Source organism: Anatilimnocola aggregata (genome assembly GCF_007747655.1).
GTDB classification, from domain to species: domain Bacteria; phylum Planctomycetota; class Planctomycetia; order Pirellulales; family Pirellulaceae; genus Anatilimnocola; species Anatilimnocola aggregata.
Window position 1 is genome coordinate 6,355,932 of record NZ_CP036274.1, and the last position, 16,894, is coordinate 6,372,825.

At 56.9% G+C, this 16,894-nt stretch carries 13 protein-coding genes; 3 read left to right on the top strand and 10 right to left on the bottom strand.

Annotated elements, in window-relative coordinates; genetic code table 11:
- Positions 1-156: 156 nt before the first annotated feature.
- The gene (locus ETAA8_RS23875; protein WP_145094393.1) at positions 157-726 is read right to left on the bottom strand and encodes an RNA polymerase sigma factor; all 570 of its coding nucleotides are present in this window, start codon (positions 724-726) and stop codon (positions 157-159) included.
- Positions 727-2,137: 1,411 nt separating this feature from the next.
- Here ETAA8_RS23875 and ETAA8_RS23880 point away from each other — a divergent pair.
- Positions 2,138-2,656 (top strand): hypothetical protein, encoded by a 519-nt coding sequence (locus tag ETAA8_RS23880; protein WP_145094396.1) that lies wholly within the window; start codon positions 2,138-2,140, stop codon positions 2,654-2,656.
- A gap of 3 nt (positions 2,657-2,659) precedes the next feature.
- The gene (locus ETAA8_RS23885) at positions 2,660-3,331 is read left to right on the top strand and encodes an MOSC domain-containing protein (RefSeq protein ID WP_145094399.1); all 672 of its coding nucleotides are present in this window, start codon (positions 2,660-2,662) and stop codon (positions 3,329-3,331) included.
- Between the two features lies 1 nt (position 3,332).
- Here ETAA8_RS23885 and der read toward each other — a convergent pair whose 3' ends face one another.
- Entirely contained in the window at positions 3,333-4,853 is a 1,521-nt protein-coding gene (der, locus tag ETAA8_RS23890; protein WP_145094402.1) for a ribosome biogenesis GTPase Der, read from the bottom strand.
- 124 nt (positions 4,854-4,977) lie between these two features.
- On the opposite strand from der, the gene ETAA8_RS23895 reads away from it, so the two are divergent.
- Entirely contained in the window at positions 4,978-7,980 is a 3,003-nt protein-coding gene (locus ETAA8_RS23895; protein ID WP_202921235.1) for a PVC-type heme-binding CxxCH protein, read from the top strand.
- Positions 7,981-8,035: 55 nt separating this feature from the next.
- Here the strand turns inward: ETAA8_RS23895 and chrA are convergent, their stop codons facing one another.
- The 8 genes from chrA to ETAA8_RS23935 form a co-directional block, all read right to left on the bottom strand.
- Complete coding sequence (gene chrA, locus ETAA8_RS23900) at positions 8,036-9,448, bottom strand: chromate efflux transporter (RefSeq protein ID WP_145100901.1); 1,413 nt, start codon at positions 9,446-9,448, stop codon at positions 8,036-8,038.
- A gap of 11 nt (positions 9,449-9,459) precedes the next feature.
- The gene (locus ETAA8_RS23905; protein ID WP_238397551.1) at positions 9,460-10,257 is read right to left on the bottom strand and encodes an SDR family NAD(P)-dependent oxidoreductase; all 798 of its coding nucleotides are present in this window, start codon (positions 10,255-10,257) and stop codon (positions 9,460-9,462) included.
- A gap of 212 nt (positions 10,258-10,469) precedes the next feature.
- Positions 10,470-11,201 (bottom strand): Rpn family recombination-promoting nuclease/putative transposase, encoded by a 732-nt coding sequence (locus tag ETAA8_RS23910; RefSeq protein WP_145094410.1) that lies wholly within the window; start codon positions 11,199-11,201, stop codon positions 10,470-10,472.
- Between the two features lie 6 nt (positions 11,202-11,207).
- Positions 11,208-11,582: a hypothetical protein gene (locus ETAA8_RS23915; RefSeq protein WP_145094413.1), complete on the bottom strand. Its 375-nt coding sequence runs from the start codon at positions 11,580-11,582 to the stop codon at positions 11,208-11,210.
- 28 nt (positions 11,583-11,610) lie between these two features.
- Positions 11,611-12,996: a M20 metallopeptidase family protein gene (locus ETAA8_RS23920; protein ID WP_238397552.1), complete on the bottom strand. Its 1,386-nt coding sequence runs from the start codon at positions 12,994-12,996 to the stop codon at positions 11,611-11,613.
- A 317-nt stretch (positions 12,997-13,313) separates the two neighbouring features.
- On the bottom strand, positions 13,314-13,853 hold the full coding sequence (locus ETAA8_RS23925) for a DUF2617 family protein (protein WP_145094416.1): 540 nt from the start codon (positions 13,851-13,853) through the stop codon (positions 13,314-13,316).
- 174 nt (positions 13,854-14,027) lie between these two features.
- Positions 14,028-14,870, bottom strand: a complete 843-nt coding sequence (locus ETAA8_RS23930) for a CPBP family intramembrane glutamic endopeptidase (protein WP_145094419.1) — start codon at positions 14,868-14,870, stop codon at positions 14,028-14,030.
- 159 nt (positions 14,871-15,029) lie between these two features.
- Positions 15,030-16,844: a polymorphic toxin-type HINT domain-containing protein gene (locus ETAA8_RS23935; RefSeq protein WP_145094422.1), complete on the bottom strand. Its 1,815-nt coding sequence runs from the start codon at positions 16,842-16,844 to the stop codon at positions 15,030-15,032.
- Positions 16,845-16,894 lie beyond the last annotated feature (50 nt).

Genomic DNA, 16,894 nt, shown 5'->3' on the forward strand with positions numbered 1-16,894 from the left:
CCGTACCAGCCAAACGGCTTTTTCGCGGGAATCGGCTGTCGCTAGCTTTTTTGGCGGTGTTCAAACTTCCGGCAAGAAATAGGCGAGGCGCGCTAACCAGGTTAGCGCGCCTCTGAATTTAGTTGATCAAGTACGCCGCTTCATTCGCCGCCGTTGTTACACCGCGACAAGTTCTTCGACGTGCTTGGCGAGCCGCTTCCGAGCGACGTGCAACCGCCGCTTGATGGTTCCAAGCGGAGCATCGAACGCATCGGCCATTTCGAGCAGCGACTGACCCCGGACGTAAAACGCCTCGAGGGTTTCGCGGTCGACCTCGCCCAGCTGCGCGAGCCCTTCCCGAACACGAACCTTCCGCTCGTCTTCGAGCGCGAACTCCAGCGGAGTCTGCTCTTCTACGCAGTTCTGCTCGAGCACTTCGTTATCGAGGGGCTGGTCGTGGCCGTGGCGCACAACCCGGTTGATTGCCATCCGGTTCGTGATCGACCGCAGCCAACCCGCGAACGCTTCCGGCTGCCGGAGCTGCTGGATCTTCGTCATGGCCTGAATGAACACGTCCTGACAAAGTTCCTGCGCCTCGGCGAAGTCGTTCAAACGCCGCAGCGCGATCGCGAGCACGTGCCGCTCGAACCGCTCGAACAACTGGCCGAACGCTTCCCGATCACCCTGCTGAGCCGCCTTCACCAGTTCAACCAAATCCCCATTCTCGGTCTGTTCAAAAACGTTCATGATGTTCTCTCGCATGTTGAGCACATCGCTACCCAGCGAACCGATCCCTCCAGCGTGTGTCTTCAAGGAGACACAAGCGAGGCATCAGCCGAAGGCGGCGAAGTGCAATGCAGGTGAAAGCAACGAGCGGCATCAGCGGCGGGCAGCAAAAGTGTGAACGATCACACTTGAGCCCGGCTGGCATCCGCTTGGTGCGTTTTGTTGTGCGTGAGAGTCAGTCCCGTCGCATGGATTGCGACACTCGGGCTGACTATTTACCCACGTAACAACAAACTTCTAAACCCTTGCGGACGCCGGCTCCGGGACGATGCCCCACTACGTTGACTACTAAGGTCAAACGCAGGGACCAAATCCCGGGATAGCTGACAGGTAAACCACGCCAACCCTAGCCACGCTGGTTCTGAACCTGGCTGTTCAGACTTCGGTGGCGATTTGGGGCGCTTTATTCCTGCCGATCCGGCATAAAGATGGCGCTGATGGGAATCTGCGACGCGCAGCGTACCCATACCTGCCACTGCCGTAACGGCTTGGCGATTCGCGGCGACGACGACATTGCGTGTCACGGTGGCGATGGTATTGATGATGCTGCGCATGACGAAGCTCCCTTCGGCGCGAGACAAGGGTGCACTAGCTTAAAGTGCCCTGCTCACGAGAGAAACAAAAAAACGAAAACGACTCCTGAGTAAGGACTTAGATCCAAAACTCGCTAGAACGACTATTAGCAAAGGCGACTGCGGGCCTGCAAAGCCCAGCGATCCCTCGACCAGCATTCCTCAGCCACGCCTGACTGTTTCCATTCAGCCTGTGGCCAGCAAAAATTGGCTACTTCCCCTCACAAACCAACACAATATTACCAACCGGGAACAAAAACGGCAAATTCAACCACCGCATCCGGCGGGCGAACCGTCTCCGCTCCCAGTTCCTGACAGCTTAGACGCCCTTGGAACCAGAAGGTTCGCGGGCCTCACAAAAAATATATCGTCTTTTTTGCGAAGCCGGCTTCCTAGTACTTTTTCGAGTTCTCGGGCCTTCCTCAGCCTCCAATCGGCGTCTTTCGCTACGATAGAGAGGCCTGAGCAAGCTGATTTATTCCAAACATTAATCCTCGGCGCAGGAACCTTTTTCGATGCCGATAGAGTTTGACTGCCCAACTTGCCAAACACGAATTCGCACGCCCGACACGGCTGCCGGCAAGCAAGCTCGCTGTCCGCGCTGCCAAACAATTGCTGTGGTCCCCTCAAGTTCGAATCTGCCGCCACTGCCAGGTTCGGTCTTCCATAGTCCACCGCTAGCAGGGTCATCATCCGGGCCACTGGAGGCGGTGCTCGAACCAACGAACTCACCGAATCCTTCAAACGCCTGGCTGCCGCCGCCTGGGGCCTTTGCTCCCGTCGGCACCTCGCAACCAGCTATGTTCACTCCGGGCCTACCACCTGTCAGTGCCAATCCGTTTGGTGACTTACCCGCCGGTTCCGCGGCACCAAGCAATATCCAGAATCCGTATGCTTCGCCAACAGGTTATGTTGCTCAGCAGGCGCAGCTGTCAACTGACGAAGTGCGCAGCAAGTTGCTGGGTCCAGCCATTGGGATTTCGCTCAGCGCCGTTCTATCGCTGGGATTCACCTTGCTCATGACGATCATGTTGGCAGCGGATGAGTCGTTCCGGGATGAATTTCAAGGCGAGAATGCGGCAGAAACAGCTGGCGCTTATTTTGCGGCAATCATGATGTTCGCCTTCGCGGTCCTCCCTCCGCTGGTTTCGTTGGTGGGCGCGTATGCGATGTTTCGCGGCCGGGGTTTAGTCGCCGCCTGGATTGGGGCGTTCGCGACGTTGATTCCCTGCACTCCCTGCTTTTTCATCGGGGCCATATTCGCGGTCTGGGGGATGATCGCCCTCGCCGATTCGCGAGTCAGTAAGGGGATGCTCTAAAACATGGCCACACTGCGCTCGATTCAAGTTGCCCTGCCTCAGAATTACGGCAACGCAGGCGCGCATGACGAACACGATCGCCCTTGGACAACGGCCTTCTTCAAACTACCCGTTACGGGCCCGCAGCAGGTAGGCGAATTAGGAATCGCCGGCGATGGGCAGGCGGACTTGCGGTTTCATGGAGGGCCCGACAAAGCTGTCCTCGCTTACTCAGCTGACCACTTTCCCCGCTGGCAAACCGAGATTCCACACATTAAGTGGACTTGGGGTGCCTTTGGCGAGAATCTCACCATTGAAGGCTGCGACGAAACGAACGTCTGCATCGGCGATGTCTGGCAACTGGGCGGAGTTCAATTCGAAGTCTCGCAGCCGCGGCAACCCTGTTGGAAACTCTCTCGCCGTTGGCGAATCAGCGATCTCGCCAGGCAAGTCACTCACAACGGCCGCAGCGGTTGGTATGTACGGGTGTTGCAACCGGGTGAGATTGAAGCCGGACAAGAAGTGTTGTTGCTCAGTCGGCCATTTCCCGAGTGGACAGTAGCACGCGCGAGCCAGATCATGCACCACGAAAAGCAGAATCTGGCGGCTGCCGAAGAGCTAAGCAATTTGCCGCAGCTGGCGGAGTCTTGGCGCGAGACATTTCGCGAGCGCGTCGCAAAACGTCGTTCTCATTAGATTATTCTTCGGTCAGATTGACGTCGCTCGAATCGAGATCGACCACCTCGTAGTCGCTTTCGCCCAGCACTTCATGATCTTCGTCGTTCCCTTCGTCGAACACCGCGCCAACATCCGTGTCGTCCTCGGGCACCACATTCTGCCGACTCTTCTGCGGCCGGCCACTGGCGAGATCTTCTTCCGGCGCTTCACGCCCGCGCAGCCGCTGTTCGCGCCGTTGCAGATAGAGCTTGATCGGCACTTCGCCAAAGTCCAACTGATCGCGCAGATAGCCGAGCAAATACCGCCGATACGAGGGCGGGAATGCACTCGGCTCGTTGCACATCAACACGATGGTGGGCGGCTGCGTGCTGACTTGGGTGGCGAAGTAAATCTTGGGCCGTAGCAAACCTTGCAGCGGCGGCGGATGCGAATCGAGCGCGTCGCGTAGCATCTGGTTCAGCTTGGCCGTCGACACTCGCTGCAGTGACTGCTTGAACAGCATTTGTGCGTGATTGAGCAGCGCCTTCACATTCTTGCCGGTCTGGCCCGTGATGAAGGCGATCGGCACGTGCCACATGGTCGAGAACGTATCGCGCAGATAATCGACCCATTTTTCGGTCGGCATCTGGCCGTAGAGCAAGTCCCACTTGTTCACGACAAAGATGCACGGTCGATAATTATCGGCAATGTATTTGCATAGCTGCTTGTCGACTTTGCTCAGTCGCTGCGAGCAATCGAAAAACAGCAGCACCACATCGGCCCGGCGAATGCTCCGCTGAGCGCGGTGAGTGCTATAAAAATCGATATCGGTCTTCACGCTCTTGCTGCGTTTGAGGCCCGGCGTATCGATGGCCATGAACGTCTTGCCGTCGAGTTCGAACCGCACATCGACGCTGTCGCGCGTGGTGCCGGGAACTTCGCTGACGATGCACCGTTCGGCACGAGCCAACGTATTCACGAACGTGCTCTTGCCGGTGTTGCGACGGCCGACAATGGCCATCTTCATCATCGGCTCTTCGATTTCTTCTTCCTCGGATGTCTGCGGAGGGAGACGCTCGAGAATCATCCGCAGCAGTTCTTCTTGATGACGATTCTGCTGCGTGCTGACCTTGATGATTTTGCCGCGGCCCAGTTTGTAAAACTCGTCGGCCTGCGAATCGAGCGATTCCGCATCAGCCTTGTTGGCAACCAAGATAATCGGCTTGTCGATATACCGCAGCCGCCGGGCGACTTCTTCATCGAGCGGAACTAGACCCGTGCGGGTATCGCAGACGAATAGCACGACGTCGGCCGTCTCCAGGCCGGTTTCGATTTGGGCTTCGATCTCTTTGGTGAGATTGTCGCAGTCTTCGATGCCGATTCCGCCGGTATCGACCAGTTCGAAAAACCGCCCCCCCGCTTCCATCAAATAGACGATGCGATCGCGCGTCACGCCGGCGTGGTCGTCGACAATCGAAATGCGACGACCGGCGAGCCAGTTGAGCAGGCTCGACTTGCCGACATTCGGCCGACCGACAATCACAACCTGGGGGACGGGCATGGGGGCGTAAACCGTTCGAATCGCGGAGAGGTCAAGGACAAGATAACGTTGTATGATACTCCAGAGCAGGCCGATTCGAAATGGCCGCCGCGCGAAACACTCTGCCAAAAACGGATGGATAACGATGACGCAACTCGCACCGTACAGGCAAACGTGGCTTGCTGGAGCAATCATGCTGGCGTGGGCGGGGATTGCCGCCGCACAGACTGAAACATCGACGGCGAGTGCTCCGCTTTTACCAGCCGAGGCCCTGACGAAGTTTCAGCTCGCGGAACCCGATCTGCAGATTGAACTAGCTGCCGCTGAGCCGGACGTGATCGATCCGGTGGCGATCCGTTTTGATGAGCGCGGGCGAATGTGGGCCGTGGAAATGCGCGATTACCCGCTCGGTCCTCCGGTGGGAGACAAGCCACTATCGCGCATCCGCGTGCTGGAAGATCGGGATGCTGACGGCCGGTTTGAAACGGGAACCACCTTCGCCGAAGGTCTTTCGTTCGTAACCGGTTTGCAACCTTGGCGCGGTGGCGTGATTGTGACACTGGCCGGACGAATTGCCTGGATGAAAGACAGCGACGGCGACGGCAAGGTCGATATCGACGAAACCTGGTTCACAGGCTTCGCGGAGCAGAACTCGCAGCTCCGTGCGAATCATCCGCGGCTGGCGCTCGACAACCATGTGTATGTCGCGAACGGGCTGCGGGGCGGAGTTGTCGTGAACAAGCGACTGCCGGACGAGAAGCCCATCGATCTGCGCGGACGTGATTTCCGTTTCGATCCGCTCACCGGCAAGGCTGAGGCGATCTCCGGTAACGGCCAATTTGGCATGTGCTTCGACGATTGGGGAAATCGCTTCACCTGCACCAACCGCAATCCGGTAATTCACGTCGTGCTGGAAGATCGCTATCTCAAACTCGCGCCGAAGATCCCAATCGCTGCCGTCGTGCAAGATGTGGCCGCCGCGGGTGAGAAGTCGAAGGTTTTTCCGATCAGCCGTGCCTGGACCACTTCGAACTTGCACGCGGGAACCTTCACCGCTGCGTGCGGCGTGCATGTCTATCGGGGCGACACATTGCGTACCGTCATCGATACCAACAGCGTGTTCACGTGCGATCCCACGGGTAACTTCGTCCATCGCGAAATCATGACGCCCGACGGCCCCTCGTTCACCAGCAAGCCCGCCTATGAAGGCAAAGAGTTTCTCGCCTCGACCGACGAATGGTTCCGTCCCGTTAGCATCGAAACCGGCCCCGACGGCTGCCTGTACATCGTCGACATGTATCGCTGTGTGATCGAGCACCCCGACTTCGTCCCCGATGAATTGAAGAAACGCCCCGATCAACGGTTGGGGGATGATAAGGGGAGGATTTGGAGAATTGTGCCGAAGAATAGCGTACCAAAAGAACGACGCCAAGCCCCTTTTGCACGCGAGACGGCATCCTTTTTGACATTCCCAAATCAACTCACCAACGAGAACTCCTGGCAGCGAGAAACGACGCAAAGGCTCTTGCTTACTAAGGAATTGCTGTCAGAAAAGTCGATCGACGTGACGTTAACGAAAGTCTTGCGGTCGATAGCGCTCGGTGCTGAATCACCGCAGGCTCGCATTCATGCCATGTGGATTTTGAGGGGCCACGAACAATTGAATGGAGACCTCGTTGCCAAGCAGATGACCGCTATGCAAGCCGACGTTTGTCGGCAATCACTGCTACTCGCCGAAGGGATGCCGCTCGATGATCTCAAACTCGTACACGCGGCGTTGATAGCGAGACCCGATTCAACGGCACCGCTCCAATTTCAAACGTTCTTGTTCGAGATGTCTCAATTGCGTTTGTTCGATCTCCCGTCTCCGCCCATTCGCCCGTATCTCCCTTCAGACGGAACGAATCGCTGGCTCCAAAGTGCAATCCTTCTGCGCTATCAAGAGCGTTTGCCCGAACTGTGCAGCCGCGCAATCTATTACGATAAAAAGTCTCAATCGCGTGAGTTCTTTTTTCAATTGGCGCAATTTGCCGGCAGCCAAGGTGCTGACGAAGATGCAGCACTAGTAATGTTGCATCTGATCAACCGAGAGGATGATTCGGAACCGATCAAGACCCAAGTGGCTGTACTCGAGGGCCTTGCCCACGGCATGAAGAATCGCGGGAAGAATCTGCTTGATGTCTTTCATCGTGAGGCACCTTCTCAATTTGTCCTTGGTGGCGGACTACTCCCCCATATTCTGGAAGACGTGGCGACTCTGAAAAACAAGCAGCCGGCTGATGTGATTCAGTCGGCAATTAGAGCGCTCGGTTATATGCCTGCAGAGAGCTCGACCGAGAGTCTTCTCCTCTCTTTCTCAGCGGTTGGCGATGATCTTAAACCAGCCGTAATCGCTGGAATCGCGCAGCAGGGGAAATATGCCGATGTAACGTGGCAGGAATTGCTCATAAAATATGAATCACAACCGCTCGGGGTGAAGCGCGCGCTCATCGACAACAGCTTTCGCCGCACTGATGGTCCCAAGCTGTTGATGGAGCAAGTGGCTGCGGGAGTGATTCAGCCGGCGGAGATCGATCCGCTCCGTAGGAAGCAGTTGCTAGAGAGTAAGGATGCGGCGATCAAGAAGCAGGCTGCAGAGTTGTTCGCGGCACTCAATCCGGCCAATCGTCAGCAGGCGCTGGAGGAGTATCAGCCCGTGCTCACGCTGGCGGCGGATGGCAACCGCGGCAAGATTGTCTTCGAGAAGAACTGCAGCAACTGCCATCGCGTCGGCGATGTGGGCGTGAACGTTGCGCCAGACATCAGCGACTCGCGCACGAAAACCGCGGCTCAGATTCTGGCCGATATCATTCAGCCCAACCGGGCCATCGATAGTAACTTCCTCGGCTACCAGGTGCTCCTCGCCGATGGCACCATCGCCAGCGGACTTCTCGCCGCCGAAACAAGCACCTCAATCACACTCAAGCAGCCAGGCGGCAAAACGCTCACGCTCGCGCGCGACGAGATCGAACAACTCAAAGCAACCGGTGTCTCGCTGATGCCCGACGGCCTCGAAAAGAACATTCCCCCCGCCGACATGGCCGACCTGCTCGCCTACCTCAAAGGCTGGCGCTATCTCGATGGCAAAACGCCGCTGTCACCCAAATAGTTCCATCTGCCTTCCACGCCATCGCCACCGCGGCGGTGGTTCTTTGGCTTTTGCGCTACCGCGTTCCGAGCACCGCGTACCACACCAGTCCCACGCCAACCGTGATGGCCAGCGAGACGAGCACGCTCCGCTTGATTGCAAAGATCAATACCATGGCAACGCTCATGCAAAGGAGCGTACCAAACGACAACGTGTGCCACTCCGGCGTGAGCCAATGAAGCTTGAAGCCGAAGAGTGGCAAGCTCGATTCATGCACTGTGCGAAACACGGTATGCACGGCCAGCCAGATTGCCAAATTCAGAACGACGCCAACAACTGCGGCAGTCACCACTGCCAATCCGGCACTCAGCACCTGACTGCGACGGAGCGTTTCGATCCACGGCGCTCCCGTCAAGATGTAGAGGAAGCACGGCGCAAATGTCGCCCACACCGTAACCACCGAACCGAGAATACCCGCTGCGAGAGGTGAGAGATGTTCGCCCGGATTGTGGTACGCGCCCAGAAACGCGACAAACTGCACGACCATAATCAGCGGCCCCGGGGTCGTCTCAGCAAGTCCCAGCCCATCGAGCATCTCCGCTGGCTTCAACCAGCCGTATCGATGCACCGCTTCTTGCGCGATGTACGTCAGCACGGAGTAGGCACCGCCGAACGTTACGAGCGCTGCCTTGCTGAAAAACACGCCCTGCACGGTAATGACACTGTCACTTCCGAAGATCAAGGCGACCAGGCCGATCGGTAACCACCAAATCGCGAGCCAAACGGCGGCCACAAACAACGTGCGCGACCAAGTCGCGCGTACCGCGACAACTTGAGGATTAACTTGCTCGCCCGGCTCAATTTTCAAATCGCTAACTTTCTCAGTCCCCTGCTTTGCGTGAGGCTGCAGCGTTGGGAACCAAAGTGGTGCGAGTCGATGGCCAATCAAGCCGGCCACGCCCGCCGCTAGAATCACCAGCGGAAACGGCACATGCAAAAAGAAGATGGCAAGGAACGCAACTATGGCAACGGTCAGCATGGCGCGCGTCTTCAGCACGCGTGAGCCAATCCGCATCACGGCTTGCAACACCACGGCGAGAATTGCGGCTTTCAATCCAAAGAACACCGCATCGACTGCAGGCACTTGTTGATACAGCACATAGACGATGCTGAGTGCCAGAATCGAAACGAATCCCGGCAAGATAAACAGCAAACCAGCCGTGAGCGCGCCGCGAGTGCCGTGCATCAGCCAGCCGATGTAGGTGGCCAACTGCTGCGCTTCGGGGCCTGGCAAGAGCATGCAGAAATTTAGGGCGTGGAGAAATCGCGACTCTCCGACCCATTTCTTTTCGTCTACCAGAATGCGATGCATAACAGCAATCTGCGCCGTCGGTCCGCCGAAGCTGAGGCCCGCAATTCGGAGCCAGGTGGGAAAAGCTTGCCAGTACGTGACTCGCTTCCTTGGCAGCTCGGCAGCGATCTCGTGCATTTCCACGAGCACTAACCTTGCCAGCCCGGTGGCATATCGGGCTGTTGCCAGGCGCTCATGCCGCCATCGACAAGCAGCATCTGGCCATGCACATGCTCAGCGACATCGCTGCACAAATAGACTGCAGCACCGCCGCACACATCGCTGTGTGGCACCTGGCCGTTCGGCGTATGGAGTTCCATCCAACGCCGGAATCGCTGGTCGCGTTCAATGACCGAGGTAAGCGGCGTCCGCACGAGCCCCGGTGCCAGGCCGTTTACACGAATTCCTATTGGCGCGAGCGATACGCACAGCGACTTCACCATCGCTTCGATCGCCCCTTTGGTGGAGTCATAGCAGGTGTGTGTCGGTTCGGCGAGGCGACCGTTGATCGAGCCGATCATGAGCACGCGTCCGGCAACTCGATTTTGGATCCACCGCCAGGCAAAGCGCTGCGTTAGAAAATAGACCGATGAAACATTTAGCCGCCAGGTCTTCTCCCAAGTCTCAAAGTCCATTTCGAGAAACGGCAGATCGATGTAAGTACCCGCATTATTCACCAGAATATCGATTGCCGGCATCGCCTTGATGGCCTGCGCAAATAGCGCGTCGACAGATTCGATGGTCGGCCCCGCGAGGTCGCCGGTGATGAACTCCGCCTGCACGCCGGCCGCAAGGCAATTCTCGATCACTTCTTCTGCATGCTCGTCGCGCTGGCGACCGTGCAGCACAACGTTCGCACCAGCCCGCGCAAAGGCCTCGGCAATTGAACGCCCCACCCCTTTTGTAGAGCCGGTGATCAGCGCGGAGTGTCCCTTCAGATCAATCATGATGCTTTCATCGTCTACTGGCGGGGCAGATCGTTGTCGCGTCGGCGGAGGCGGGCTTGAAGTTCTGTGACTAAACCTGTGAGTTCTGGCAGTGGCCGAGAAATCAACTCGGCAGTGCCAGTGGAAGCCTCGCCGAGTAATTCCTGTCGCAGTTGAATGCGGCCGATTAACAAACCTTCGCCGCGTCCTTCCTCACGTCCCTCATTCCGTCCTTACTCACGTCCCTCGTTTTGCGCATGACGCAGCCGTGCCTGTTCGTCGCGCGCTGCCTTAACTCGGCTTTCGTATAGGATTAACTCTTCTTCCGATTTTGAGATCATCACCAGCACTCCAATCGCTTCGTAAAAAGCCGCATCGCCGAGCAAGTTTGCCAAGGCATCTAGTTCCATCTCGGGAGCATACTTCAGCAGAAATGCCCACTTATCGACCGGCGACATCGCACCTACATTATTGCTCGCTGGCTGAAACTTCGGCAACTCCAGTGTGTGGAACTCGAGATCATTGCTGAACACCAAATCGGTCTGATCGCAATGAAGGCGAAAGCTAAGGTGGTACAGGTTCACCGCACGAAACAGCACCTTGTCGAGTACGCAGATGCTGATTGTCGGACGAAGATGCTCGTATTCCTCGCCATGCTTGATTTGTCGGACGTAGTTCAAGCAATTGTAATAGGTCAGCCGCTCGCACAGAGCTTCGGGAAGCGTCGTTTGCATCTCGATATTCAACCGTCGACCGCGATTGTCTCGGGCGAGAACGTCTAACACTGCTTGCTTAGCCGAAAAGTGAGCCTTGTCTTGAATCGGATTGAGTATTTCAACATCCGTGACTGGATCGGTAAGTTGGAGCACCGAGTTGAGGAAATGAATCGTGACCGCGGGATGCTCAGGACTTCCCAGCATCCGCTTGAAGGCGAAATCCACTTTCGGATCGATTCCGGGCGGCATCGTCGCTCACCTCGGAGATGTGTTCTTAAGTTCAGGAGGTGAACGGTCGACGAACTTGCCCGTCGTAAATGCGCCGCGAACGAACGCCAACGACGTCAGAAACAACACGCTGCTCAGTAGCAAAGCCAAGCCGAGACAGACAGCGAAATAATCTCGCATCAACTTCAAGGCTGGAGGTTCGGCACTTTTTGGCACACGACGAGTGACCGGCCCTATCCCTTTGGCCAGGTCCTTTGCGTCCTCGCGCCAGGCGTCCCACTCGGTTTGCGCATTCTGATCTCCGTACACGTGCAGCGCCTGCGCGCGGCCATACACCAGCCCCGCGCTCACAATGGCGAGAAGGGAAATCAGCAAGATGAAGTCGAGTAGACGAAACTGCATGGTGATTATTTCTGGCGGTGGAGGCGGATCATTTACTAAACAAATCCTGCACTGCCGCGGTCATGGTGCTGACCGCAGTGACGAGCACTTCATCAGCATCAGGATAGAATAGCGGCGAGTGGAGCGAAGGGGGACTTTGCCCAAGTTCTTTGAACCTTTGCAGACGTTTCTCATTCACCGCGCCCAGGCGATACATCAAGATCGGCACACCGGCGCGACCATACTCGCTGAAGTCTTCGCCACCCATCGAAATCTCGCCGGGCTCGATCTTGTCTTCACCCAGTTGCTTGCGGAACAATTGAGTGATTCGCAAAGCCAGTGATTCGTCGTTGAATGTTGCGGGAGTGCCGTCGGAAAACTCAATGATCGGTTCGGGAGCGCCGGCCGCAAGGGCAACACCTTTGGCCTTGCGCAGAATTCCTTCGCGCAGTTGGGCTCGAACTTTATCGGTGTAACTGCGGACGGTAAGCTGCAAGTGACACGTATCGCCAATGATGTTGTGCTTGGTCCCGCCGTGAATTGAACCCACGGTAATTACTGCGGGCTCTGTTGGCTTGATTTCGCGGCTGACAATCGTCTGTAACGCGACTACTAGTTCCGCAGCTTGCACGATGGGGTCGACGGTGGTGTGAGGCATCGCGCCGTGACCTCCCCGGCCACGTACCGTGATATCGACGCTATCGACATTCGCCAGGATATAACCACCGCGAATGCCAATCCTTCCCGCAGCCAGTGTTGAATCGCAATGCAGCGCCAGGGCATAGTCGGGCTTGGGAAAGCGTTCGAACAGTTTATCTGCGAGCATCTTCCTCGCCCCGGAACCCCGTTCTTCAGCGGGTTGGCCTATGACGACCAGCGTTCCTTTCCAGTCGGATTTGTGGGCAGCAAAGAAGCGAGCGACCGCAATCGCGTTGGTGATGTGAATGTCGTGGCCGCAGGCGTGCATCACGCCAACCTCGCCGCCGGTATCGTTCTTCACCATCACTTGCGAGGCATAGGCCAACCCTGTCAATTCCTTCACTGGCAGCGCATCGAGATCGGTACGGACCATCACGGTGCGACCAGCACCATTTTTCAGCACACCTACCACACCGTAGCCACCCACGTTTTCGGTCACTTCTAAACCGGCCTCACGCAGATGCTTCGCGAGCGTAGCAGCCGTTTCCTTCTCTTGAAACGACAACTCTGGAGTACGGTGAAAATGCTGATAAACCGTCAGCAAATCTTCAAGGTTCTTTCTTGCCCAAGCTTCGCCGGGACTACTGCTGGCCGCTGGTTGCTTCGTGGTCGAATCTTCTCGCTCTTGAGCGTGGCCGAGCGCGCTGCCACAAGTGAACCAAGCTGCTGCCACAATCAACGGAAATTTAGCCCTGCAGTCTCGAAGCATGGCTTGAAAAAGCGCGAGGCCTAACATAAACTTTGCTCCTAATTCATACTTTGCAATTGTCATTTGGCAGGTTGCCGCATCATCTTTCCGGCAGCCTGCCTATTTTTTTGCGCCGGACCATTCTCGTTCGGCTTTTTCGCAACGACTTCGCGTCACGATAGGCCTTTCGCTGGCCCGCTGCAATCAAGCGATCCAGGCGAAGACAAAGTTTGGTCGCGGCGCGCAAAGATTTTGCTGAAAACGCGAGGCCTGCTTTCGCGCCTCATGTTCTGCAGAATTGAAGAGGTGCGGCAGTACCGTCGCCGCCGCACACTCAGGAGATGCGTCTCTAGGCTGCCAGGGGACTAAGGCAGTTCGAATACGCTCTGGGTTTTGACGATGGCGTAATCGTCCGGGAACGTGTGGAACGCCTGAACCATCAGGCTGCGCGAACGTGTCTCGGCATTGATGAAGCTGACGGCACCGAGTGCCATCCGACCACTGGCGTCGAAGACGTGCATCAGGCCGTTGTGCTGACTATCGCTATTCAACTGTTCTTGAAACGACCAGAAGACTTCCGGCGCGACTGGCTCCAGCTGATAGTTCATGTGATAGACAATACCGCCGCGACATTCGACGCGGTCGTTGCGTTCGCCCTTTAAGCGGTACGACAACAGCCTGCGCTTCTCCGGCAAGGGGTGTTGGGCGGAGCAGGCAACTTCGGTAAGGGTTAAGCCACGATATCGCCAGGTGATGACGTGCCCGGCGCTTGTGATATCGATTTGTGCGCGATAGTCGCCACGCTCGAGCGTCTTCGAAGCAAACACTTCAAACAGTTCGGGATGAAGCGCGCGGCCGAACACCTGAAAGGACAATTCGGCAACTTTTGGTCTAACGGAGAGCACGGTGTGCGTTTCCTACTGCGTTGATGCGTCGCCCGGCATGGGCTGGATGTGTGGCATTATACGTTCGAGCTCGCGAGCCCACAAAGGCACTTTCTGCGGGTGAAAGTTAACGCGCGAAATGTCTCTTGACAGTCTCAACAGAGTTACTCCGCACGCAACGCGCGAGCGTCTCTTCTACTCCGTAACCAGCACCAGAATGTCGTACAGCGCGTGAGCGCCCACGACAATTCCAAAGCCACGAAGCACAAACAACCAACCGAAAATCACCCCTGCCGCGACGCGAAACAAGAAACTGAACCAGCTGAACGAGTCGCCATACTGCGGACCAATCGACCAGCCGAACAACGACAATTCAAAACGATAATGCACAGCTGCAAACGCGAGACTCGTGAGCAAGAGCCCGACGATCACACTGCCACGAAGATTCAATCCCGCCTGCCGGGCCAACCACAACAGCGTGGACAGTAGGAGCAGGCGGAACAAAACTTCCTCGTACAGACCGGCTCCTAAATAGCCGATGAATTTGGACCACGTCGAACGCGGAATCGTTCCTGCGTCCAACCGCAATTCGATCTGGCTTGCGGCCACAATCTCAGCCGGCGAAAAAACTCGCCCCATGAACTGAGCCAAGGCTAGCAGTGCCAGCCCAAGCACGAGAGACTCGAGCCACATAATCCCGATCACTCGGCCATGCATACGCCAGGGATCGTGCCGCACATGATGCCAACCCAACAGGACTCCGCAGACGAGGAGCGGCAACAAAAAATATTGCCCAAAACCCAACGCCCCGAGTAGTTGCCGAATCCAGACGTCGGCTGCATTGCGAAGGGCACCGGGACCGAGCGTAAGGACACCCAGTTCATAAGCGAGCAGAATGGGCGCAACGAACAGTAGCGATGTTAGCGGCCGGCGCGAAAGTTCCCAATAACTGTCGCGCGGTTGCGCGGGCGTAAGCGCCGCCGACTTCACTTTCGACGTCGGCGTTGCTTTTCCCTGGGCATCCGCTGCGCTGGTCATCCCGACTTGAATCCTTTCTGCGTTCCCTGCTGGGCCACTGCGCCCCTGGCTACCTTCGAGGCCCGAGCAAACGGGTCGAATGCCGCGCAGTATAAACGCAACCGGCAGCGTCGTCTTCCGGGCCTTGCCTGGAAGCAAGGAGATGACACAGGCTGCAAGCTATTCGGGTTGTAAACCCGGTACGATGGCATCCGTAACGCGCCGGATCGTATTGTCGTGAGAAAGGATTTTCTGCTTGCCGACAAAATATGTATTGAAGTCGGCCACGACCAAGTTGTATGTCACGTCGACAGTTCCCTCGCGAAGTTGCTTCACGTGGATTGGTCCATCCGCAGTATGCAGCAGCATGCCACTGCGCAAATCGCGTGCCTTTAGCCAGCCTTCGCCCGAGACCCAAAACAAGTGACCGGCACTGGTCTCGAAGGATTCATTGCCGACATCCAGGCGCAGCAATTGAGCTTTCGGTCGAACTGTGGCGCGAAGTACAGGCTTATAGGTCAATTCCCCAGTGTCGACATCGCGCGCCAGCACGCAATCGCCAGGAAGAACTTTTTCGATAGCCAGCGTCCCTTGTTCGGTCCACACTAGCGTTCCAGCAACGAGCCACTCGTGCCGCGGTCCCCGAACTTGCCCATCAGGTATTACCCCTGGGCCGAGGTTGGAAGTCAAACCAGTGGACGCATCGACTAATTGAACCTCTCGTGTGTGAGCGATGGTATTCACGTATTTGCTGCCGGCTACGAACACCTCATTTTCGTTACTCCACCAAGCCCACCATTCGTCGGGCAAAGCTGGGAGTTTGACACCCATGGTCTCCGAAAGTACCCAACCGATGCGATCGTTGAGCGCTGTTGTGAGTGCCCGCTGTCGCTGTGCTGCTGTTTCGAGTGCGGCGGCCTGAACTTGCGCATCGGCAATGGCACGACTAGCAGTCTCTTCGCGGTCACCGCCCAGGCGAGCAATCCGTTGGTATTGGGTTTCCAGCACCAGCAGTTCTTGATTCTCGGCTCCCTCGCGCAAGAACTCGTGGCGATAGGCCAATCGGCCGTTGGGGAGTGCCGTCAATGCAACGCGAGAAACCACGGGCGTGTACATTGATGAAATCAACATCGGAGCGTAGTGATCTCGTCTGCAGGCTTTCAACTTTTCGACTGCTGCCTGCCGTACTCGCAGCGAAGGGGAAAACACCGCATGCCGAGTAATCTCTACAACCGCCTCCGGCCTGTTAATCTTTGCCGTGATCTCGAGCACGAGCATTTCCTGCGACTCGCCTTGCTGGCCGACAATCGCTTGCAGCGTGCGGAGCGCTTGCCAGTCTTCAATTTGCTTCAGGTGTTCGACAGCGTACATTCGTTTGGATTGGTCGCTCGAGCTCAGCAATTCCCCGAGTTTCGCAATGATCGGCGTCCACTTGGCCGCGGCTGTTTTAGCTGCAGCATCGCGTTGCTGCAAGTTACGTCGATCGGCGATTGAAACCCATTCGCTCCCCATGCGCATATGTCCCAAGCGAGCCTGCGCCACGGGATGGTGGGGAGACAGATCGCAGATCCGCGCTAGATGCACTCGCTCCTGTTCAGTCATTTGATGCTTGTTGCACCAATCGGCCAACTGCATTTGTCCGGCAATCGAATCCCCGGCCGACGCGCGACGTTTTTCGTATTCCTTGAGCATCATCTGCCGGCGCTGGTCGGGCTTCGCACCAACCTTCAGCCAATCGCCTGAGCCGAGTTTGACAAAGCCTTGATTCCACCGAGCCGGACCAAACTCGGGTGCGGTGGAGAATGCCTTCGCGAGCAAGTCTTCACGGTCCGCGTTCATGCCATAGACTTCGCGCTGCAGCGCCTCGCGAACCGACTCAAGCGCCGAGTCAGCAGCCTCATCGGTAACTTTCTCCGGCGGTGCTCCCCAGAGGGAACTCGCAACGAAGATCAAACTAAAACTAAACGAAAACCCCTTCCAAGCCCCGCCGTTCATCCCTGCCTCCACGCCAATGAATTTGGCGAACAAGAGAAGACCTGACACCT